The organism is Bradyrhizobium sp. B025, assembly GCF_042257955.1.
Lineage (GTDB): Bacteria > Pseudomonadota > Alphaproteobacteria > Rhizobiales > Xanthobacteraceae > Bradyrhizobium > Bradyrhizobium diazoefficiens.
In genome coordinates this window covers 8,645,685-8,665,886 of record NZ_CP170150.1, presented here as the reverse complement: position 1 = coordinate 8,665,886, position 20,202 = coordinate 8,645,685, and the positions used below count along the sequence as shown (strand labels likewise).

Below are 20,202 nucleotides of genomic sequence, written 5' to 3'. Positions count from 1 at the left end.
CGGGACGACAGTGTCGATTGTGGCGCGGCCTGCGCCCTACCTCACCCGTCTTGCGCTGCTCCAGCTCTTCAGCGACGCCCACACCCCGCGCGACAGGCGGAAGCAATCGACGGGCGTGGACGAGCCCAGCGCCAGGAAGCGGTGCAGCTGGACGCCGCTCCACTGGAAGCCGCACTTCTCCAGCACCTTGCGCGAGGCGGGGTTGGTGACGCGCGCACCGGCATGGAGGTGGTCGTCCTCGAACTCCTCGAAGAAGAAGTCGATCGCGCCGCGTGCGGCCTCGGTGGCGAAGCCCTGGCCCCAATGCTCGACGCCGAGCCAGTAGCCGAGCTCGGCATTGTCGGGCTTCGAGCAGTCGATCCCGACCATGCCGACCGGCCCGCTGTCGTGCTCGATCAGGAACACGGTCTCGCTGCCGATCTCGGCGGTGGCACGGACGAATTCGATGGCGTCGTCCTGCGAATAGGGATGCGGCAGGCGGCGCGTGTTCTCGGCGACGCGGCGATCATTGGCGAGCCGGGCGATGGTCCTGACGTCGGCGAGGGTCGGCCGCCGCAAGGTCAGCCGTTCGGTGGCGACGACATCAGGTCTCGCCTCCCGCAAGGTGGTGCTCGAAAAATCCTGCAACATGTCCGGCTCCGTCGAAGTCACTAAGACAAAACGAAAGGGGAGGCCGGTTTCCCGCCTCCCCTGGAGCCTATTTGTGGACTCCGCCGGTTTGGTCAGGACCCGGCGGACTCCAAATTTGATCCACCGTCTATTCAGCCGCCTCTGCGATCGGGAGTACCGATACGAATGTGCGGCCGTTGGCTTTGGCTTGGAACGTGACGCGACCCTCGATCTTGGCGAACAAAGTGTGGTCCGTGCCCATGCCGACATTAAGGCCGGGATGCCAGGTGGTGCCGCGCTGACGCGCAATGATGTTGCCGGGAATCACAACTTCCCCGCCGAACGCCTTGATGCCGAGGCGCTTGCCCTTTGAATCGCGACCGTTGCGCGATGAACCGCCTGCTTTTTTGTGAGCCATGGCTCGTCTCCGAAATCCTGAGTAGTTCTAGATCAATTCCTTGACGGAATCATTTCATAATTTCTCACGCATCAATTCGTGAATTGGCGTGATCAATTTATGCGGCGGCGTCTTCCTTGGCCGCTTCCTTGGCGACCTTCTCCTTCTTCGGACGCGGCCCCTTGGTGGGCTTGGCGTTGTCCGTCAGGATCTCGCTGACGCGCAGCACCGTGATCTCGTCGCGGTAGCCGCGCTTGCGGCGCGAATTCTTGCGGCGGCGCTTCTTGAACGCGATGACCTTGGGGCCGCGCTTGTGGTCGAGCACCTCGACCGCAACGGACGCGCCGGCCACCGTGGGCAGACCCAGGATCGGCGTGTCGCCGCCGACCACCAGAACTTCATTCAGCTGCACGATCGAGCCGACTTCGCCTTCGATCTTGCCTACTTCCAAGACATCATCCGGAGCGACGCGGTACTGCCGGCCGCCGGTTTTGATGACTGCGAACATCGTTGTTTTCCTTCGTGTTCAATCCCGGCCTCGCGACGGTCTGTCGGGGCCGGCTTTTTGTCAGTCGCTATGGGTTTATGCGAGTTTTGTGCGGGCGGGAGTTATCCCTTTGAAAACCCACGCAAAAACAAGCGGCGCGAGAAACGCCCCGCGCCGGGTGTGGGACTTATAGCCGCCGGACGCCGCAAGTCAAGGAAAACCGCTGAAAAAGGCCCGGATTTGAAGGATTTGGGCGGGAGCCCGCCCGTCCGCCGATTCTCCCCCGGCGTTGCAACCAACGGGTTCCCGCGCCGTTGTCCCCCAGATTTCGCAAGCGGGCAAGGGTCCCATGGCAACGGACGAACTGGTCGCGACGACGGGCATTGCGCAGCACGGCGCGAGCCGCCTGCCGTCGGTGGACGTCGACAGTTTCAACATCGAGATCAAGGACGAGGACGGTTTTCTCGGCGACCGCGCCAGCAAGGGCGCGTTCCGCGAGATCCTCGACCGCTGGCGCAAGCCGCTGCGCAAGACCGGCGAGGACCCGTTCGGCAAGGAGCCCTCGGACCAGATCAGCAAGAAGACGCTGGATGCGATCCTGATCGGCGACGACACCGAGGCCTCGGCGCTGGTCCACAGCGCGATCGAGGATTTCGCCCAGCAGCTCGCCCATGTCACCCGCCGCTTCCTCAAGACCAAGGCCTGGGCCAAGACCGAGCGCATTGTGGTCGGCGGCGGTTTTCGCGATTCCAGGCTCGGCGAGCTCGCGATCGCGCGCACCCAGATCATCCTCAAAGCCGAGGATTTCAAGATCGACATGGTGCCGATCCGCGCCCATCCCGATGAGGCCGGCCTGATCGGCGCGCTGCATCTGGCGCCATCATGGATCTTCGAGGCTCATGACAGCATCCTCGCCGTCGATATCGGCGGCACCAACATCCGCTGCGGCCTGGTGGAAACGAGCTGGAAAAAGGCAAAAGACCTGTCGAAGGCCAAGGTCGTGACATCCGAGCTGTGGCGTCATGCCGACGACGAGCCGACGCGCGAAGGCGCGGTGAAGCGGCTCACCAAGATGCTGAAGGGGCTGATCGCCGAGGCCGAGACCGAAGGCTTCAAGCTCGCGCCCTTCATCGGCATCGCCTGTCCCGGCGTGATCGACGCCGACGGCTCGATCGAGAAGGGCGCGCAGAACCTGCCGGGCAATTGGGAGAGCAGCAAGTTCAACCTGCCGGCGAGCCTGATCGAGGGCATTCCCGAGATCGGCGAGCACGACACCGCGATCCTGATGCACAATGACGGCGTGGTTCAGGGCCTCTCCGAGGTGCCGTTCATGCAGGATGTCGAGCGCTGGGGCGTGCTCACCATCGGCACGGGCCTCGGCAATGCGCGCTTCACCAACCGCCGCAAGGACAATGGGAAAGACCGTGATTCTACCGAGAATGGGAAGAAAAAGGCCAAGTCTGACAAGGAGTAACCTTGACTGGTTAGGTTAAGGGACGGATTGCGTTGCGGTGCATGGGGCACCCGCTACGGTCGAATCTGTCGCCTCACCTGGCCGGCGAAGCCGCCCTTCCCGGTCAGTATTGCAATGAGCGGCACGGGACCGCCAGTGTTTACCGCGTCTGGCGGTCCCACCCCTTATCTGGACTCAACTCCAGCCGACGCGCTGAAAGAACGCCGCGATCTCCGCGGCCGCGTGGTCGGGATTTTCCCGATGCGGGAAGTGGCCGGCGCCGGGAAACATCGCGAGATCGAGCGCGCTGAACGTCTCGCCGAGCCGGTCGGTCCACGCATAGGGAAACAGCGGATCGTGCTCGGCCCAGCGGACGCAGGTCGGCACGTCGATCGGCGGAAGCTGTGGAGCTTCGCCCTTCATCATCGCGACGCGCCCGGCATGCGAGGCGCGATAATGCGCAAAGCCGCCGGCAAGGTTGCCCACCCTAGAGAAATTGTCGACGAAGGCGTCGAGGACGTCGTCGAAGGCGTCTTTTCGATGCGCCCAGCCCTTCAGGAAGTGACTGATATAGAGCCGGCAGCTCTCGCGGCTCGCGCCGACGAGCCGCACGGCCATCTCCATCTGGTGGAAGGACTGGTACCAGATGTGGTTGAGCCGGTCGGGCGCCGCCATGCGCGGTCCGATGCCGGGATAGACGAAATCGAAGAAGAAGAGACCGGCGAGCCGGCCCGGTGCCTGCCGCGCCAGGGGCTGCATCACGGCGCCGCCGACATCGTGGCCGACCACGGCGAATCGCTCGATGCCGAGCCCCTCCATCAGCGCAAGCATGTCGGCGGCATGGCCGTCCGGCCCGTAAGGCCCGTCAGGCTTGTCGCTGTCGCCAAAGCCGCGCAGGTCGGGCGCGATCAGCATGAAGCGATCGGCCAGCCGGACCATCACCGGCTCCCAGGTCAGCCAGAATTCCGGCCAACCATGCAGCAAAAGCAGCGGTTTGCCCTTTCCAGCGCGAACCAGGTGGAAATTGGCGCCATTGGCCTTGATCGTCAGATGCTCCATCGCGGTTCCTCCCGGGCGAAGGATGGGGGTTGAAAGAGGCAGCGGATTTTCCCCTTTCGCGCCTTGTCTGGCCCGCCATCCTCGCCTATTAACGCCCCCAACCACAGGGGCCCTGCTCCTTACTTGGCGCCTTCAGGAGAGGTGGCAGAGTGGTTGAATGCACCGCACTCGAAATGCGGCATAGGTGCAAGCCTATCGGGGGTTCGAATCCCTCCCTCTCCGCCATATCAATCGGCCTCAAAGCCTCGCCTCAAGCACTGAATCCTCAAGATCGCAGCAGCTTCTGGTGTCGCCTCCAGGGGACCGCAATCCGACACCGCACTTGCGGCGGGGCGGCAAGCTTCTCCACAATGTCCGTCATGATAGCCCGCCCCGAGGACCCGACGGATGACGGCCAAAATCGATCTGCTGACGCTGCAGCTCTTCGTGGCGATCGTTGAGGAGCAGAGCATCGCGAAGGCGGCGGAGAAGAAGAACATCGCCGCGTCCGCGGTCAGCCGGCGCATCTCGGATATCGAGGACCGTTTCCAGGTCGAGCTGCTGCATCGCCATTCGAAGGGGATCGAGCCGACGCCGGCCGGCTTTGCCTTGCTCGAGCATGCCCGCATCGTCCTTGGAAACCTGAGCCGGCTCGAGACCGAATTGACCGGATACCGGCAGGGCAAGCGCGGGCTGATCCGGGTCTGCGCCAACAAGTCCGCGATCCTCGAAGCTCTCGCCGACGAGCTCAGCCTGTTCCTGGAGCGGCATCCGCTGGTGCATATCGACATCGAGGAGGATCTAAGCCCCGCGATCGTGCGCGCGGTGATGGAGAACCGGGCCGACATCGGCATTTTCGGCGGCAACATCGACGCACAGGATCTGGAGCTGCTGTCCTATCGCAGCGACAGCCTGGTCGCGCTGGTCACGCGCGACCATCCGCTGGCCGGTCGCAGCAGCGTTCGCTTCCGCGAGCTGGTCGATTTCGACTTCGTCAGCCTGGAGAAGGGCAGCTCGATCGAGACGCTGTGTGTCAGGGCGGCGGCCGCTCTCGGGCAGCACCTGAAGGTGCGCATCCGCGTCAGCAGCTTCGATGCGCTGTTCCGCGTCATCGATGCCAGGATGGGGGTCGGGGTCGTGCCGCTCGAGATCGTTCGCGGCCGCTACGGTGTCGACAGCCTCGTCACCGTCGCGCTCGATGAGTCCTGGGCGCGACGCGAGCTGGTCATGGGCGTGCGCGACTACAAATCGTTGCCGCCGGTGACGAAGCTGCTGGTGGACCATTTGCGGACCCAGGATGATACGGGTCTCACCACGAGCAGCGTCTCCGACCGGCTGACGGTCGTCCGCAGCAGGGGCTGACATCGCCCGTGTCAACGCCTGCCATCGCCGGCCGCGATGGCACCCTGCCAAACCGTCACTGCACATTTGCGGGACGCGCTTCTATCCTGCTTCCCAGGATTGCCCTCGGTCGGCATGATCGGCGGCACTACGGCACGTCAGATGCCGATCAGGGGAGGACGGATCGTGGACACGCGTGGTCGCACGCTGCTGGCCAAAATCTGGGACCAGCATGTCATCGCCCATGTCAGCGATGACACCGATCTGCTTCATGTGGATCGTCATCTGCTGCACGATCTCGGCGGCTCCCGCGGGCTGATCGACCTCAAGAGCCGCAACCTCCCGGTCCACAATCCCGAGCTGACTTTTGCCACGCCCGATCATGCGATTTCCACGGCGTCCGGGCGCGCAGGCACGATCACGACCGGGCAGGAGCTGCTGGCGGCGTTGCGGACCGAGACATCCGCCAGCGGCATCCGGCTGTTCGACATCGACCAGCCGGGGCAGGGCATCGTCCATGTCATCGGGCCGGAGCTCGGTCTCAGCCTGCCCGGCTGCCTGATCGTCTGCGGCGACAGCCACACCTGCACCCATGGCGGGCTCGGCGCGCTTGCCTTCGGCATCGGCTCCAGCGAGCTCACGCATGTGCTGGCGACCCAGACTATCATCCAGCGCCGGCCGAAAACCATGCGCGTGACGTTCGACGGCCGCATGCCGTTCGGTGTCACGGCGAAAGATCTCATCCTCGCTTTGATCGGCCATGCCGGCGCCGCCGGCGGCACCGGCTATGCGGTCGAGTACGCCGGCAGCGCGATCAGGGACATGCCGATCGAAGGGCGGCTCACCATCTGCAATCTGTCGGTCGAACTCGGTGCCAAGATGGGGCTGATCGCGCCGGACCAGACGACGTTCGATTATGTCCGGGGACGTCCCTACGCGCCGCAAGGCGAGATGTGGGAGCGGGCCGTCACGGCGTGGCGGACGCTTCGGAGCGACAGCGACGCAATGTTCGATCGCGAGGTGTCGATCGATGTCGCAACCATCATCCCGCAGATCACCTGGGGCACCAGTCCCGAACATGTCCTCGGTGTCGATGGCCGCATCCCGGATCCCCGGGACATTGCCGATCCGGCGCGCCGCGGCGCGATCGAGATCGCGCTCGACTATATGGGCCTGACGCCGGGCGCGCCGATCGCCGGCACGCCGGTCGATTGGGTCTTCATCGGCTCCTGCACCAACAGCCGTCTCAGCGATCTGCGCGCCGCGGCCGAGGTCGCGCGCGGCCGCAGGGTCGCGCCCGGCGTGCGCGCCTGGGTCGTGCCGGGTTCGGAGACCGTCAAGCGCGATGCGGTGGCCGAGGGGCTCGACAAGATCTTCATCGACGCGGGCTTCGAATGGCGTGAGCCCGGATGCTCGATGTGCCTCGCCGCGAACGGCGAAACCGTGCCGCCCGGCCAGCGCTCGGTCTCGACGTCGAACCGGAATTTCATCGGCCGGCAAGGGCCGCGTGCCCGCACCCACCTGGCGAGCCCGGCCATGGCCGCGGCGGCGGCGGTCTCCGGCGCCATCGCCGATGTCCGAACCATGGAGCGCTAGATGGCGGAGCCCTTTACCAAGTTGACCGCGATTGCCGCGCCGATCATGCGCACCAATGTCGATACGGACGTCATCATCAGCATCAATCGCATGATCGGAAATTCCGTCCGCGGCAATCTCGGCAAATGGGCGTTCGGCTCGCTCCGCTATCTGCCTGATGGCTCGGACAATCCGGAGTTCATCCTCAATCGCGAGCCGTATCGCGCGGCGGAAATTTTGGTCACGGGTCCGAATTTCGGCTGCGGCTCATCGCGCGAGGCGGCGGTGTGGTCGCTGCAGGAGATGGGTATCCGCGCCATCATCGGATCCGGCTTCGGCGACATTTTCTTCGCCAACTGTTTCCAGAACGGCATCCTGCCGGTGGTGCTGGACAAGGCCATCATCGACAGCCTCGCCGCCGACATCGAAGCGAGCCAGGGCGCGGGACGCCTCACGGTCGATCTGCAGGAGCAGACGGTCACCTCGCCATCGGGGTTAAGGCACGTCTTCGAGATTGATCCGCGCAGACGTGCGGGCCTGCTCGAAGGCCTCGACGAAATTTCGCTGACCTTGCGGCGCGACCAAGAGATCCGCGGATTCCAGGCATCCGACCGCACCGCGCGGCCGTGGATTCACTTTGCAGGACATCAGGCATGAACACGCTCTCGAACACGATCAAGGTGGCCGTGGTCGGTGGTGAAGGCATCGGTCCGGAAGTGACCGATCAGTCCCATCGCATTCTCAAATGGTTCTCGGACCGGCGCGGCGCTCCGGTGATTCTGCGCGAAGCGCAATACGGTCTGATCCCGTATCTCGCGACAGGCAAGGTGCTGCCGGATGACACCGTCGAGGCGATGGAGGAGGCCGACGCGATCCTCTGGGGCGCGACCGGTGGCCCGGAGACGACGGAGGTCCCTCCGGCCGCGCGCAAGGCGGGAAGCCTCTTGTCGCTGCGCAGCAAATACGACCTCTATGCCAATCTCCGGCCCATCGTCGCCAATCCGGCGCTGGCGGACTCCGCGCCGCTCAAGGCCGCGGTGCTGAAGGACGTCGACTTCATCATCATCCGCGAGCTCACCAGCGGCATCTATTTCGGCGAGCCGCGCGGCATCGAAACGCTGCCCGATGGCCAGCGCCGCGGCTTCAACACCCAGCAATACACCACCAGCCAGATCCGCCGGGTGGCGCGAACCGCGTTCGAGCTGGCACGGACGCGCAAGGGCCGGGTCTGCTCCGTCGACAAGGCCAATGTGCTTGAGACCAGTGTGCTGTGGCGCGAGGAGGTCACCGCGCTGCATGAAGCGGAGTTTTCCGATGTCGAGCTGACGCATCTCTATGTCGACAACGCCGCGATGCAGATCGTGCGGGCACCCTCGCAATTCGACGTCATGGTGACCTGCAATATCTTCGGAGACATTCTCTCCGATTGCGCGGCGATGGCGTCGGGCTCGCTCGGCATGCTGCCGTCGGTCTCGCTCGGGCCGCCGGACCGGCTCGGACGTCGCAAGGCGCTCTATGAGCCGGTTCACGGCAGCGCGCCTGACATTGCGGGCAAGGGCATCGCCAATCCACTTGGCTCGATCCTCAGCGTCGCAATGATGTTGCGCATTACCCTCCATCGGCCTGAAGATGCCGCGCTGCTGGAGAAGGCCGTGGATACGGCCCTGGCCGCCGGCGCAAGAACGGCCGATATCGCCGAACCCGGCGCAAAAAGACTTTCGACCCAGGAGATGGGCGATGCGGTGCTGAACGCGCTCGACAAGGTGGTCGGCAAGGAGAGGGAGCACGCGTGATGAGAACTTGGGTCACAAGACGGTCGGCGCTGACGATTGTCGCCGGCGCCGGTGTCTCCATGGCGGCGGGGCGGGCGTGGGCGGATACCCCGTCGGGCCGCGTGATCTACCCGGTGGCCATTCCGGTGTATCAGTCCCAATTCGTCGCCGACCGTGCCGGGTTCTTCAGGGAGGCCGGCCTCGACTGCAAGCTGATCCAGGGCGGCAGCGGCGTGAAGACCCGTGAGATCATTGCTTCGTCCCAGGGAGATATCGGCATCGGCGACATCACCCACCCGATGCAGCTCAGCAATCACGGCCGCAGCGCGCGCGTGCTGATGCCGGTCGATACCCGCAGCAACGCCGCGATCTTCATCATCCGCAAGGATCTGTTCGATCAGGGCATCACCACGCTGGAGGCGCTGGCGAAGTGGAAGCGGCCTGACGGACGCAAGCCGATCGTTGCGGTGTCGTCGCTTGGCGGCACCAACCACGTCTGGGCCTCCTATTACATGGAAACCATGGGGCTCGACGACAAGGTGACCTGGATCGGCACCGGCAATGTCGACACCATGATGGGGACGTTGAAAACGAAACAGGTCGATGTCCTCATCAACTCGCCGTCGATCCTGAAGGATTCGATCGAGCAGGGCTGGGGCGCGCTGTTGTTCGACGGAACCGACGAGGCGGTCTGGGCCAAGTATATCGGCGGCAAGGTCCCGGTGACGTCTCATTTCACCTTGCAGTCGACCATCGACAAGGACCCGCAGAAGATGCAGGCGTTCGTCACGGCGCTGTGGCGCGCGACCCAGTGGATCAAGGGGCACTCCCCCGAAGAGATCTACGATGCGATCGAGCCTTATGTCGGGAGCACGTCGCGCGATGCGAATGTTTTCGACATTGGGATCATGAAGAAGGTCACCGACTACGAATGCGTCATCGATGCGGAGAGTTTTGCACGCGGGCAGAAGGTCTGGTTCCGTGAAATGACCGGGATCAAGCCGCTCGCCATGGCCGACGTCGTCACCACCAGCTTCATCGAAGCGGCACGCAAGGCCTATCCGGCTTGAGCGTGCAGGCCTTACATGCGCCGCACGCCGACGCGCCGCCTGAGATGCGGCGCATCGACGTGCGCGGATTGTGCAAGACTTTCCAGCTGGCGGGCACCGCCATCGAGGCGGTGCGCGACGTCTCCTTCAATGTCCGGCGCGGCGAATTCGTCGCCCTGCTGGGGCCATCCGGCTCCGGCAAGAGCACCGTCCTCAACATGATAGCGACACTGGTCAAGCCGACCAGCGGTCAGATTCTGATCGACGGAACGCCTGTTGTCCCCGGACGGGCGACGTCTGACGTCGGCTACGTGTTCCAGCGCGATACGCTGTTTCCCTGGCGGACAGTCGCCGACAACATCGGCTACGGCCTGGAGCTGGCGGGCGTCCCGGTGGCGGAGCGAAAGGAGCGTGTCCGTGCCTGCCTGGTGCAGGCCGGGCTGGAGGGCTTTGGCAACGCCTACCCTTCTGCATTGTCGGGCGGCATGCGCCAGCGCGCCGCCTTGATGCGAACGCTGGTCGTTGAGCCGCAGGTCCTGCTGATGGACGAGCCGTTCGGCGCGCTCGACACCCACACCAAGATCGACATGCACGACGTGCTGCTTCGCATCTGGGAACGCGAGCAGCAGACCGTGCTGTTCGTGACCCATGATCTCGGCGAAGCCCTGACGCTGGCAGACCGCATCATTCTGTTCTCCGCGCGGCCCGGCCGGATCAAGGAGAGTTTCGATGTGGATTTTGCCCGCCCACGCAATGCGGTGAAGATCCGGGAGACGCCGCGTTATGCCGAGCTGTTCCAGCTGATCTGGCACTCGCTCGGCGAAGAGTTCATCAAGGGCCGCAAGCCATGAGACGCGCGCGCAACGCCGGCAGGACCCTGGCCTGGCAAATGGCGATCTGCGCCTGCTTCCTGTCGATCTGGCAATGGGGTTACGATCTGCACGGCCGGCTTCCCTGGCTGGTGCCTGATCTGCTCGACCCCTACTTCGTGTCAAGACCCTCGGACATCTTCGAGCATTTCCTGATCCTGAGCTGTCTCAAGTCCAAGCTCGGCGTGTTCAACGGCTGGTTCAATGGCGAATTCGCCCGCTGCATGGCGCGATCCGAGAACAATCTCTGGATCGCGACCGCCGTCACCCTGAAGAACACCTTCTTCGGCTTCGCGACCGGCGTCAGCAGCGGCTTTGCCGCGGGCCTCGTGCTGGGCCGCTCGGACCGACTGAGCGCCATTTTCCAGCCTTTCATCACCGCGGTGAATTCGATCCCGCGCATCGCGCTGGCCCCGATCATCGTGCTGGCCTTCGGCATCGGCGATACCTCGAAGGTCGTGACGTCGTGGATCGTGGTCGTCTTCCTCGTCTTCTTCAACACGTTCGAAGGCGCACGATCGATCGACGAGGGCTTTGTCAACGCGGCGCGGCTGCTCGGCGCCAGCGAGTGGCAGATCACCCGCACGGTGGTCATCCCATCGACCATGGCCTGGGTCTTCGCCTCGCTGACGCCTGCGATCTCCTTCGCCCTGATCGGCGTGATCGTCGGCGAGTTCATCGGCGCCGAACGCGGAATCGGACGCCTGATCATCGAGTCCGAAGCGCGCGCGGAGGCCTCGGGCATGATGGTCGCCGTCATCGTGCTGATGCTGGTCGGCGTTGCGCTGTCCGCGCTGATCTGGCGATTGCAGGCCTATCTGCTGCGCTGGCAGCAGCACAATCTGGCGGAGTAGCCCGAGCAGGGGTTACATTGATTACGGACCCGCCAGCACCGTCCGCGCCATCGCCACGAACGCCTGCGCGGCCGGCGACAGCGTCCGGCCCTGACGCTGCAGCAGCGACACCGGCCGGGTGATGGCCGGGCGGATCAGCGGTCTTGCGATCAGCGTCGGGAACTGATCGGCCGGCAGCATCGTCGCGGGGAGAATGGCGAGGCCGAGGCCCTGCGCGGTCATAGCGAGCGCGGTGTTGATCAGCGTCACCTCATAGGTTGGATTGAGGTGCTTGCCCTGCGCGCCGAGCGCCTGATCGATCTGCATGCGGATCCGCGTCTCGCGCCGCATCGCGATCGTCGGGAGCTGTGCCAGTTCGTCCCATGTCAGCGCGCGCCGCGCGGCGAAGTCGGCTGTGCTCCGGCCAATCGCGCTCAGGCGCCCGCGGGTCAGCGTCTCGATCGTCATCTCCGCGAATTCACCTTCCACGCTGCCGATGGCGAACTCCGCGTCGGTTGCGATCAGGCGCGGAACGAGATCGTCGGCGGCGACATCCCGCATGTCGATCTCGATGTCGGGATGGGCCGCACGGAATTTCGCCAGCACCAGGGGCAGCAGCGCCGAGGCGGCGCCGGCCGATGCCAGAAACGCGACGCGGCCGGCGCGCGCTTGCGCGAGGTCGCGCATGCGCCGTGACAGGCCCAGCGCATCGCCCAGCATCCGTTCGGCGGAATGGAACGCCTCGTCGGCCGCCAAGGTCGGCTGCACCGAACGCGTGGAGCGATCGAACAGTTTGACGCCGAGCTGGGTTTCGAGCTGCTGGATCAACAGGCTCGCCGCCGACTGCGTGATCCCGAGCTCGCGCGCGGCCCGCGTGATGCTGCGGGTGCGATAGACGCCGGTGAAGGCCCGCAATTGGCGCAAGGTGACATTCATAGGCAGGGCTCATGAATTGATGAGTTCTTTCTGGCTTATCTCATAAGCGAGCCTGCAATAAAATGCATGCCGCGCGGTCGGAGAATCCGCCGTACGGCAAGGGGAGCGGAGACGAGCATGAGGACACAGGTGCTGGTCGTGGGCGCCGGGCCCGTGGGACTGACCGCGGCGATGGATCTGGCCTCGCGCGGGATCGACGTCGTCGTCGCGGAGATCCGCCATGCCGGCGATCCGCCCAGCGTCAAATGCAATCACGTCTCGGCGCGCTCGATGGAAGTCTTCCGCCGGCTCGGCGTCGCCGCAAAGCTGCGCGACGCAGGCCTGCCGGCGGACTTCCCGAACGATTGCTCCTATCGGACCACGGCGACCGGCATCGAGCTGTGCCGCATCGACATTCCCTCCCGCGCGCGCCGTTACAGCGCAACCGGCGGTCCCGACACCTGGTGGCCGACGCCCGAGCCGCCGCACCGGATCAACCAAGTCTACCTCGAGCCGATCCTGTTCAGCCATGCGGCCGCTCAAGCGCGCATCACCATTCTGGCGCGCACGGAAATCACTGACATCGAACAGGGCGACGACCATGTGGTCGCACTGGCGCGCGACCTCGACAGCGGGAGCTCGCTTCGCATCGAAGCGTCCTTCGTGATCGGCTGTGACGGCAGCCGTTCCCTGGTTCGCAAATCGATCGGCGCGAGCCTCTCCGGCACGCCGGTGATCCAGCGCGTGCAATCGACCTTCATCGAAGCCCCGCAGCTCAAGGAGCTGATGGGCGCGCACAAGCCGGCCTGGATGGTGCTCTCGCTCAACCCGCGACGCTCGGGCACGACGGTTGCGATCGACGGCCACGACCGCTGGCTGATCCACAATCATCTGAAGCCCGACGAGCCCGAGTTCGATTCGGTCGATCGCGACTGGGCGATCCGCGCCATCCTCGGCGTCGACGAGCGCTTCGAATACCGCGTCCTCAGCAAGGAGGATTGGGTCGGGCGTCGCCTCGTGGCCGATCGCTTCCGCGACCGCAGGGTCTTCATCTGTGGCGACGCCGCGCATCTGTGGATGCCCTATGCCGGCTACGGCATGAATGCGGGCATTGCCGACGCTGTCGATCTCTGCTGGCAATTGGCGGCGCATCTGAACGGGTGGGCGCCGGCTTCGATCCTCGACGCATATGAAGCGGAGCGTCAGCCCATCACCGAGCAGGTGTCGCGCTTCGCGATGGACCACGCGATGAAGATGATGGCGCAGCGCGGCGGCGTGTCCGCGGAGATCGAGGACGACACGCCGCGCGGCCAGGCGGCGCGCGCAACGCTGGCCAGGGCGGCTTACGATCTCAACGTGCAGCAATATTGCTGCGCGGGTCTCAATTTCGGCTACTACTACGATGCCTCGCCGATCATTGCCTATGACGGCGAAACGCCGCCGGCTTACGCGATGGGCAGCTTCACGCCCTCCACTGTGCCGGGCGCCCGCGCGCCGCATCTGTTCCTGCGCGACGGACGATCGCTCTACGATGCATTCGGAGCCGGCTACACCTTGTTGCGGTTCGACCCGGCGATCGATGTGGCGCGGCTGCAATCCGCCGCAAGGGAGCGCGGCATCCCGCTCGCGCTGGTCGACATCGCGCCCGATGAGGCGAACGGCACCTATGCCGAGAAGCTGGTGCTGGCGCGGCCCGACCAGCACATCGCCTGGCGCGGGCAGGTCGCGCCCGCGGATCCACAAGGCTTGCTGGCGCGCATCACCGGCGCTGCGGCGTAAGGCAACTTGAAGCGGACGGTCTGGCGGCGCGGGCCGCCCGGTCGTGGTTCACAAACAAGAACGTACCGAGGAGGGGAACGTGTTTCACGTTGCAGGGCGCCGCATTCTGGCCGTGCTGACGGCCGCGACTTTCGCCGTGCTGCCGCTGACGGCGGGCAAGGCCGCCTATCCGGAGCAATTGATCAAGATCATCGTGACCTTCCCGCCCGGCGGCAGCGCCGACACCGTGATCCGTGCGCTCGAGCCGTTGGTCACCGCCGAGCTCAAGCAGAGCCTGGTGATCGAGAATCGCGCCGGCGCCGGCGGCAATATCGGCATGGCCGCGGTCGCGCAGGCCAAGCCCGACGGCTACACGCTCGGCGTCGCGCCGGCGGGCGCGCTGACGGTGAACCCGCATCTCAATTCGTCGATGCCGTTCGAGCTGAAGGATCTCGCGCCGATCACGCTGCTTGCGGAAATTCCCTTCGTGCTCGTTGCCTCCGCGAACATACCTGCGCACAACCCGGCGGAGACGGTGGCGCTCGCCAGGGCAAAGCCGGGTACGCTGTCGATCGGACATGGCGGCAATTCGACGGCCATGCATCTGACGGCCGCGCTGTTCACGCAGAGGACCGGGATCGCCATGGAGCTGGTCCCGTATCGCGGGACCGCGCCCGCGACGGTCGACGTCCTCGCAGGACATGTCCCCTTCGCGGTGCTGGATATTCCCGCATCGAAGCAACTGATCCTCGAGGGCAAGCTCAACGCGATCGGCGTCTCCTCAGCGCGCCGCCTTGCATCCCTGCCGGATGTGCCGACGCTGGCCGAGAGCGGCATTGCGGGTTTCGAATCCGTCGGCTGGTTCGGGCTGGTTGCGCCGGCCGGCACGCCCGCCGACATCGTCGCCAGGCTGAACGAGGCTTTCACGAAAGCCCTGAAGGACCCCTCGGTGGCCGAGAAGATCAGGACCCTCGGCGCAGAGCCCGCGCCAATGTCGCCGGAGCAGTTCGGCCGCTTCATTCAAAGCGAAAGCGCGAAATGGGGCAAGCTCATCAGCGAAGCTGGCATCAAGGCGAACTAGAACTGGCATCACGATCGGTCGGCGCCACGCCGACGGCCGCTCCCTCGAGTGTGCGATGCCCGCAACCGTGCGCCTGAGCTAATGCGCGGCGATGCCCGCGCTCTCGATCACCCGCTTGTAGCGTGCGGTCTCCTCGACGATGAACGGTCCCATCTCGGCCGACCCCTTGTCGGCAATCGACACTTGGCCGTTGGTGGCGAGGTCCGCGACGATGCCGGGGTCGGCGAGCACCGCGGCCAGCGCCTCAGAGAGCTTGCCCACGATTCTCGGGTCGGTCCCGGCCGGGACCGAGACCCAGGTCGAACCGACACTGACGGCGTCCGGGTAGCCGGCCTCGAGCACCGTCGGCGCGTCGGGCAACGCGGCCAGCCGCGCCGTGCCGGTGGTGCCGAGCACCTTGACCTTGCCGGTGTCGATCAGCGGCCTGAGCACGGTGAGGTAGTCGAAGGAGACGTCCAGGATGCCCGACATCATGTCGGTCATCTGGCTCGAGCCCGACTTGTAGGGCACATGGGTCAGCTTGATGCCGGCGGCCGCCTGGAACATCTCGCCGGCGAGGTGCTGGGCGGTGCCGGGGCCGGGGGAGCCGAAGTTGACCTTGCCCGGGTTGGTCTTCGCGTAGGCGACGAACTCAGCCAGCGTGCTGTAGGGCGCTGCCGAGGTTGCGACGAGGATCTGGTTTGCCGAGCTCACGCCGCGGACATGGATATAGCTCTTGAGCGGGTCGTAGTTGAGCTTCGCCAGCCCCAGGTTCGGCTGGATCGTCATAGGCCCGCCGGAGGCGTAGAGCACGGTGTAGCCGTCGGGTTGGGCCCGGGCAACGAACTCTGTCCCGATGGTCCCGCCAGCGCCGGGTCGGTTCTCCACCACCACCGGCTGCCCAAGCCGCGTCCGCAGCAGCTCCGCGATCTTGCGCGAGACGAGGTCGGTGACGCCGCCAGCCCCGAACGGCACCACCCAGGTGATCGCGCGGTCCGGCCAGGATTCCGCGGCCGTCTGGGCCCCCGCGGCGCCGGCCTGGAGCGCCAGCGTCGTCGCGGCGACGAGACACAGGAGCGCTCTCCTCACCGTCCCGACGGGGCGACCGCTCAGGCCGCTGCGCGCGCCGGTCTGCTCGACCACGTTGTTGATCACCTGTCGCGAGGTCTGATGATAGCCGCGCTGCTGCGCCAAGAATTCCATGGATGCAGTCCCCCCGTTGCAGCGTGGCCGTTTACGGCCATGTTGACCGAAGGCTACAGCCTTGAGTCTCTTCAAACCATTGGCGCAGTCCGAGCATCTCTTTTGCAGAATATGAAAAGATAGATCGCCTTCAGGCTATGGGACCGTTTGTCAGCACCGTCCGCGAGGGCAGCTTCCTGGCGCATCGGCCGCGATCTGTCGCCGGCCGCACGCGCGCTCCAGCGCGGCATTCTCGCGGGTGCGCAGGCGATCCGCGAACGGAGCCTTGTCGGCTGACTGCGCAGCAATCCACAACCCGGTGTGCCGCAACCGCAGCAGTGACGGGTTGAACCTGCTACCGTCGCGGCCCGACCAACAGCAGCCCGCCGGCCGGCTGGGAGCGAGGTGATTCACGACGATGTTCGACAAAACCTACCGGCAGCGCCTCGAAGCTGATCTGGCGCAATGGGAAGCGGACGGCGTGATCGCGCCAGCGGCCGCCGTCTCGATCCGCAATGCGCTGCCGCCGTTGTCGCCCGGCGTCAACATCGCGGTGGTCGTCGGCATCGTTGGCGGCCTGTTGATCGCAGCAGCTTTCCTCGCCTTCGTCGCGGCGCACTGGACGGAGATCGCGCGGCTGCTGCGGTTCGGAATCCTGCTTGCCGGCATGGTCGTCGCAGGGGGCCTTGGGGCGTGGTTCGCGGCGAAGGGGCGCACGATTCTTGCCGATCTCTGCGCGAGCATCGGCGCGGTCATCTTCGGCGCGGGTATTGCCCTGGTCGGTCAGATGTACCATCTCGGCGAGGATTTTGCCGGCGGCATGCTGCTGTGGTCGATCGGCGCGTTCGCAGCGGCGCTGCTGACCGAATCGCGCGGCGCGCTTGCGGTCGCCCTCGTGGCCGCCTGCATCTGGACCTGCATGCGGACTTACGACGCGCCGGACGCGCTGCATCTTCCGTTCGTGGCGGTGTGGCTCCTCGCCGCCGCTCTTGCGTTTGCGTGGAATTCCCGCGTCGCGGCCCACCTCGTCGCGATCGCGGTGCTGCCGTGGTGGATCGCGACGTCGCTTCGCTTCGAATTCGATGGTGCTCAGCCGTCATTCGTGCTCGCGAACGGCGCCGCCTTGCTGTTCGGCGCCGGGCTCGCGATCGCCGCAGCGCCGCCGCCGAGAGCGCTTCGTCTCGGGACCGTTCTATCGATTTACGGGGCGTTTTCGCTGGCCGTGGTCGCGTTCCTGGAGGTGACGACGGTCGACGATATCATTCGCTTTCGGACCGGCAGTGCGCCAGCCCAGCCGCTTTGGGCGATCCTGTGCGGGGCTGCGGGTGTGATCCTCGCTCTCGCGTCCGCCGGGATCACCAAGCGCGCAGGTGAAATCCTTGCAGGATGTTCAATCGGGCTCGCCCTGCTCGCAGCTCCGCTGTGGCCGGTATCCACCGCCGGAGAGCCCTGGTTCGCCTACGCTGCGCTGCTCTGCGCCATGCTCAGCCTCGTCGTCTCCGGCATGCTCGATGATGTGCGTCCGCGGATCGTGGCCGGCTGGCTCGGGATCGCCGGCGTCATCGCCGGCATCACCTGGGCGGTGAAGGGCTCGCTGCTGCGCCGCTCGGCCTTCCTTGCGGCGGCCGGCGTCGTTGCCGTCGCATTTGCAACCGCGCTCAATCGCGCACTGCCGAGGGCGGGGCGATGATGGAACTGGTCGCTTCCGTCATCAGGCTCTGGCAGCGCATCCCGAAAGCTGTGCTATTCGGTGTCGCCGTCCTGGTCCAATGCGTGCTGCTGGTCCTGATGGTCGCCGATCGCATGCAGATCCTGCGCGAAGGCCGTGAGGTGACCTTGCAGACGCAGCCAGTCGATCCCCGCGATCTCTTGCGCGGCGACTATGTCGTGCTCCGCTACGACATCTCGCAACTGCCGGCCGGCGCGCTTGCCGGCAAGCCGGCGGCCGAGCGCAATTCCGTTGTGTTCGTCAAGCTCGCGCCCAATGCCAACGGGCTTTACGAGGCCGTCTCGGTTCACGCCGAGCCTGTCGCGGTCACGGCGGCCGAAGTGCTGATCCGCGGCCGTGTCCCCTATTCCTGCGGTTCGCCCGGCCGCACCTTCTGCGACAAGCTCACAATCAAATACGGTCTCGAAAGTTATTTCGTGCCCGAAGGCGAGGGCAAGAAGCTCGAGCAGGCCCGCAACCAGCAGAAGCTGCGGGTCGTCGCCGCCGTGCTGCCCTCAGGCCGCGCCGCGATCAAGCGCCTGCTGCTCGACGGCGAGCCGGTGTACGAGGAGCCGTTGTACTAGGACCCGATGAGATGAGACTCGCCTGCTCCCCCAACGGAGGGAACGGAGAGAGCATCGCTGTCGGCCGAACTCGGCTCGACCTCAAACCAGCGTCCTAGGCGCCGATCATTTGGCCTTCAACGCTCGTCGCATCACGTCCCACATCCGCGGATCGCTCATCTGCGCCACGTTGAACCGCATGAAGCGCGATGCCGTCTGCGACACGCTGAAGACGTTGCCCGGTGCGAGCACGACATCCTCTTCGAGCGCGGCGCGCGCAACGGCGATGGCATCCTGTCCATCCGGGAGACGGCACCAGAGGAAGAAGCCGCCGCGCGGCATCAGCCAGGGCTCGATGCCGAGCGCCTGGAGCTTGCGTGCCACCTCGCGCCGGGCGCGCGTGAGCCTTTGCCTGAGCTCGTCCATGTGCTTGCGATAGCTGCCGCCGGCCAACACCCTGGCGATGATGTCGGTCGCGACCGGGCTCGGGCCGCCAAAACTGGTTGCGACCTGGAGATCGACGAGATGCTCGATCCAGTCGGCGCGCCCTGCGATGTAGCCGCAGCGCACCGAGGCCGACAGCGTCTTGGAGAAGCTGCCGATGCGGATCACGCGATTGAGGCCGTCGAGTGCGGCCAGGCGCGGCGAGCGCTCCGGCTCGAAGTCGCCAAAAATGTCGTCCTCGACGATGGTGAGGTCGTGCGCCGCGGACGCGGTCAACAGCCGGTGCGCGGTCTGGAGCGAGAGCGTCGCGCCGGTCGGATTGTGCAGCGCTGAATTGGTGATGTAGAGCCGTGGCCGCTCGCCGGCGAGAATCTGCTCGAAGCGCGCGACATCCGGACCCGACGGCGTGTAGGGCACGCTGACGATCCTGGCCTGATGCGCTCGCAGCAGCGCGCGAAAATTGAAGTAGCACGGATCGTCCACCAGCACCGTGTCGCCGGGACGGAGCAGGAAGCGGCAGATCAAGTCGGTTGCCTGCGTGCCTGAACCCGTCAGCATCAACTGGTCGGCCGAAGCCTCGATTGCGTCTTCCGCGAGCCGCGTCAGCAGCAGCCGGCGCAGGGCGAGGGAGCCGGATGTCGAACCGTAATTGGTCAATACGCTCGCATCCGTGCGGGCGAGCGCGCGAGCGGCGCGGCGCAGGGCCTCTTCCGGCATCCACTCCGGCGGCAGCCAGCCGCAGCCGGGTTTGAGCACGCTTTCGTCGGCATCGAGCGATTGCCGCGAAACCCAGAACGGATCGACCTCCCGGTCGCGGCGCGGCTCGACCTCGGTCAACGCAAGGGGCGGCGTGACGGTCGATGAGACGTAGAAGCCGGAGCCACGACGAGGGCGGATCAGGCCTTCGGCGGCGAGGCGATCATAGGCCTCGACGACGGTGGAGGGCGAAACACCCATCGTCGCGGCAAGGCTGCGGATCGACGGCAGGCGGTCGCCGGCACCGAGCGCGCGGACCGCGACCTTGGTGCGGATCGCGCTCATCACATCAACGGTCCGGGTGCCGCCCCGGCCCTTCGTCAGCGCCCCGCTGTCCAAGGTGTACTGCCTTCCATACCCATACAGTTTGGCCGGATTGTACTGGATTGTGGC

Annotated in this window: 19 protein-coding genes and 1 tRNA gene; 13 read left to right on the top strand and 7 right to left on the bottom strand. The window is 65.7% G+C overall.

What is annotated here, in order from left to right; translation table 11 throughout:
* Positions 1–36: 36 nt before the first annotated feature.
* The 3 genes from ACE10W_RS41000 to rplU form a co-directional block, all read right to left on the bottom strand.
* On the bottom strand, positions 37–630 hold the full coding sequence (locus ACE10W_RS41000) for a GNAT family N-acetyltransferase (RefSeq protein ID WP_060909733.1): 594 nt from the start codon (positions 628–630) through the stop codon (positions 37–39).
* Between the two features lie 127 nt (positions 631–757).
* Entirely contained in the window at positions 758–1,027 is a 270-nt protein-coding gene (gene rpmA, locus ACE10W_RS40995; protein WP_011083253.1) for a 50S ribosomal protein L27, read from the bottom strand.
* A gap of 97 nt (positions 1,028–1,124) precedes the next feature.
* Complete coding sequence (rplU, locus tag ACE10W_RS40990) at positions 1,125–1,514, bottom strand: 50S ribosomal protein L21 (protein WP_060909734.1); 390 nt, start codon at positions 1,512–1,514, stop codon at positions 1,125–1,127.
* A gap of 328 nt (positions 1,515–1,842) precedes the next feature.
* On the opposite strand from rplU, the gene ACE10W_RS40985 reads away from it, so the two are divergent.
* Positions 1,843–2,967: an ROK family protein gene (locus ACE10W_RS40985; protein WP_304549589.1), complete on the top strand. Its 1,125-nt coding sequence runs from the start codon at positions 1,843–1,845 to the stop codon at positions 2,965–2,967.
* A gap of 174 nt (positions 2,968–3,141) precedes the next feature.
* Here ACE10W_RS40985 and ACE10W_RS40980 read toward each other — a convergent pair whose 3' ends face one another.
* Positions 3,142–4,005, bottom strand: a complete 864-nt coding sequence (locus tag ACE10W_RS40980) for an alpha/beta fold hydrolase (RefSeq protein WP_060909735.1) — start codon at positions 4,003–4,005, stop codon at positions 3,142–3,144.
* Positions 4,006–4,140: 135 nt separating this feature from the next.
* Between ACE10W_RS40980 and ACE10W_RS40975 the strand changes: the two genes are divergently transcribed.
* The 8 genes from ACE10W_RS40975 (at position 4,141) to ACE10W_RS40940 (ending at position 11,444) form a co-directional block, all read left to right on the top strand.
* Positions 4,141–4,230, top strand: a tRNA-Ser gene (locus ACE10W_RS40975).
* 162 nt (positions 4,231–4,392) lie between these two features.
* Entirely contained in the window at positions 4,393–5,346 is a 954-nt protein-coding gene (locus ACE10W_RS40970) for a LysR family transcriptional regulator (RefSeq protein WP_028174848.1), read from the top strand.
* A 141-nt stretch (positions 5,347–5,487) separates the two neighbouring features.
* Positions 5,488–6,921, top strand: a complete 1,434-nt coding sequence (gene leuC, locus ACE10W_RS40965) for a 3-isopropylmalate dehydratase large subunit (RefSeq protein WP_370205829.1) — start codon at positions 5,488–5,490, stop codon at positions 6,919–6,921.
* Positions 6,922–7,557 carry a 3-isopropylmalate dehydratase small subunit gene (leuD, locus tag ACE10W_RS40960; RefSeq protein WP_161532709.1) on the top strand — a complete coding sequence of 212 codons (636 nt, stop codon included), beginning with the start codon at positions 6,922–6,924 and terminating at the stop codon, positions 7,555–7,557. It begins immediately after the preceding gene.
* Entirely contained in the window at positions 7,554–8,693 is a 1,140-nt protein-coding gene (leuB, locus tag ACE10W_RS40955; protein ID WP_304549588.1) for a 3-isopropylmalate dehydrogenase, read from the top strand. The genes leuD and leuB overlap by 4 nt, the downstream gene beginning before the upstream one ends.
* On the top strand, positions 8,693–9,742 hold the full coding sequence (locus ACE10W_RS40950) for an ABC transporter substrate-binding protein (protein WP_304549587.1): 1,050 nt from the start codon (positions 8,693–8,695) through the stop codon (positions 9,740–9,742). Before leuB ends, ACE10W_RS40950 begins: the two co-directional genes overlap by 1 nt.
* Before the next feature lie 44 nt (positions 9,743–9,786).
* Complete coding sequence (locus tag ACE10W_RS40945; RefSeq protein ID WP_049832547.1) at positions 9,787–10,572, top strand: ABC transporter ATP-binding protein; 786 nt, start codon at positions 9,787–9,789, stop codon at positions 10,570–10,572.
* Positions 10,569–11,444, top strand: a complete 876-nt coding sequence (locus ACE10W_RS40940; protein ID WP_011083243.1) for an ABC transporter permease — start codon at positions 10,569–10,571, stop codon at positions 11,442–11,444. Before ACE10W_RS40945 ends, ACE10W_RS40940 begins: the two co-directional genes overlap by 4 nt.
* A 21-nt stretch (positions 11,445–11,465) precedes the next feature.
* On the opposite strand, the gene ACE10W_RS40935 is transcribed toward ACE10W_RS40940, so the two are convergent.
* Positions 11,466–12,359, bottom strand: coding sequence for a LysR family transcriptional regulator (locus ACE10W_RS40935; RefSeq protein WP_011083242.1), 894 nt, complete (start codon positions 12,357–12,359; stop codon positions 11,466–11,468).
* A gap of 117 nt (positions 12,360–12,476) precedes the next feature.
* On the opposite strand from ACE10W_RS40935, the gene ACE10W_RS40930 reads away from it, so the two are divergent.
* Both ACE10W_RS40930 and ACE10W_RS40925 read left to right on the top strand, forming a co-directional pair.
* The gene (locus ACE10W_RS40930) at positions 12,477–14,117 is read left to right on the top strand and encodes an FAD-dependent oxidoreductase (RefSeq protein WP_162603452.1); all 1,641 of its coding nucleotides are present in this window, start codon (positions 12,477–12,479) and stop codon (positions 14,115–14,117) included.
* Between the two features lie 79 nt (positions 14,118–14,196).
* Positions 14,197–15,177 (top strand): tripartite tricarboxylate transporter substrate binding protein, encoded by a 981-nt coding sequence (locus tag ACE10W_RS40925; RefSeq protein WP_304549583.1) that lies wholly within the window; start codon positions 14,197–14,199, stop codon positions 15,175–15,177.
* 78 nt (positions 15,178–15,255) lie between these two features.
* On the opposite strand, the gene ACE10W_RS40920 is transcribed toward ACE10W_RS40925, so the two are convergent.
* Positions 15,256–16,359, bottom strand: a complete 1,104-nt coding sequence (locus ACE10W_RS40920) for a tripartite tricarboxylate transporter substrate binding protein (RefSeq protein ID WP_304549581.1) — start codon at positions 16,357–16,359, stop codon at positions 15,256–15,258.
* A gap of 397 nt (positions 16,360–16,756) precedes the next feature.
* Between ACE10W_RS40920 and ACE10W_RS40915 the strand changes: the two genes are divergently transcribed.
* Positions 16,757–18,028, top strand: coding sequence for a DUF2157 domain-containing protein (locus ACE10W_RS40915; protein ID WP_304549579.1), 1,272 nt, complete (start codon positions 16,757–16,759; stop codon positions 18,026–18,028).
* A complete protein-coding gene (locus ACE10W_RS40910) occupies positions 18,025–18,630 on the top strand; it encodes a GDYXXLXY domain-containing protein (protein WP_028174838.1) in 606 nt (201 codons plus the stop codon). Before ACE10W_RS40915 ends, ACE10W_RS40910 begins: the two co-directional genes overlap by 4 nt.
* 105 nt (positions 18,631–18,735) lie before the next feature.
* Here the strand turns inward: ACE10W_RS40910 and ACE10W_RS40905 are convergent, their stop codons facing one another.
* Entirely contained in the window at positions 18,736–20,094 is a 1,359-nt protein-coding gene (locus ACE10W_RS40905; RefSeq protein WP_304549578.1) for a PLP-dependent aminotransferase family protein, read from the bottom strand.
* Positions 20,095–20,202 lie beyond the last annotated feature (108 nt).

Excerpts from the sequence above, each read along its gene's own strand:
- ACE10W_RS41000 (WP_060909733.1), bottom strand. The coding sequence starts at position 630 with ATGTTGCAGGATTTTTCGAGCACCACCTTGCGGGAGGCGAGACCTGAT.
- rpmA (WP_011083253.1), bottom strand. The coding sequence starts at position 1,027 with ATGGCTCACAAAAAAGCAGGCGGTTCATCGCGCAACGGTCGCGATTCA.
- rplU (WP_060909734.1), bottom strand. The coding sequence starts at position 1,514 with ATGTTCGCAGTCATCAAAACCGGCGGCCGGCAGTACCGCGTCGCTCCG.
- ACE10W_RS40985 (WP_304549589.1), top strand. The coding sequence starts at position 1,843 with ATGGCAACGGACGAACTGGTCGCGACGACGGGCATTGCGCAGCACGGC.
- ACE10W_RS40980 (WP_060909735.1), bottom strand. The coding sequence starts at position 4,005 with ATGGAGCATCTGACGATCAAGGCCAATGGCGCCAATTTCCACCTGGTT.
- ACE10W_RS40970 (WP_028174848.1), top strand. The coding sequence starts at position 4,393 with ATGACGGCCAAAATCGATCTGCTGACGCTGCAGCTCTTCGTGGCGATC.
- leuC (WP_370205829.1), top strand. The coding sequence starts at position 5,488 with ATGCCGATCAGGGGAGGACGGATCGTGGACACGCGTGGTCGCACGCTG.
- leuD (WP_161532709.1), top strand. The coding sequence starts at position 6,922 with ATGGCGGAGCCCTTTACCAAGTTGACCGCGATTGCCGCGCCGATCATG.
- leuB (WP_304549588.1), top strand. The coding sequence starts at position 7,554 with ATGAACACGCTCTCGAACACGATCAAGGTGGCCGTGGTCGGTGGTGAA.
- ACE10W_RS40950 (WP_304549587.1), top strand. The coding sequence starts at position 8,693 with ATGAGAACTTGGGTCACAAGACGGTCGGCGCTGACGATTGTCGCCGGC.
- ACE10W_RS40945 (WP_049832547.1), top strand. The coding sequence starts at position 9,787 with ATGCGGCGCATCGACGTGCGCGGATTGTGCAAGACTTTCCAGCTGGCG.
- ACE10W_RS40940 (WP_011083243.1), top strand. The coding sequence starts at position 10,569 with ATGAGACGCGCGCGCAACGCCGGCAGGACCCTGGCCTGGCAAATGGCG.
- ACE10W_RS40935 (WP_011083242.1), bottom strand. The coding sequence starts at position 12,359 with ATGAATGTCACCTTGCGCCAATTGCGGGCCTTCACCGGCGTCTATCGC.
- ACE10W_RS40930 (WP_162603452.1), top strand. The coding sequence starts at position 12,477 with ATGAGGACACAGGTGCTGGTCGTGGGCGCCGGGCCCGTGGGACTGACC.
- ACE10W_RS40920 (WP_304549581.1), bottom strand. The coding sequence starts at position 16,359 with ATGGAATTCTTGGCGCAGCAGCGCGGCTATCATCAGACCTCGCGACAG.
- ACE10W_RS40915 (WP_304549579.1), top strand. The coding sequence starts at position 16,757 with ATGTTCGACAAAACCTACCGGCAGCGCCTCGAAGCTGATCTGGCGCAA.
- ACE10W_RS40910 (WP_028174838.1), top strand. The coding sequence starts at position 18,025 with ATGATGGAACTGGTCGCTTCCGTCATCAGGCTCTGGCAGCGCATCCCG.
- ACE10W_RS40905 (WP_304549578.1), bottom strand. The coding sequence starts at position 20,094 with ATGAGCGCGATCCGCACCAAGGTCGCGGTCCGCGCGCTCGGTGCCGGC.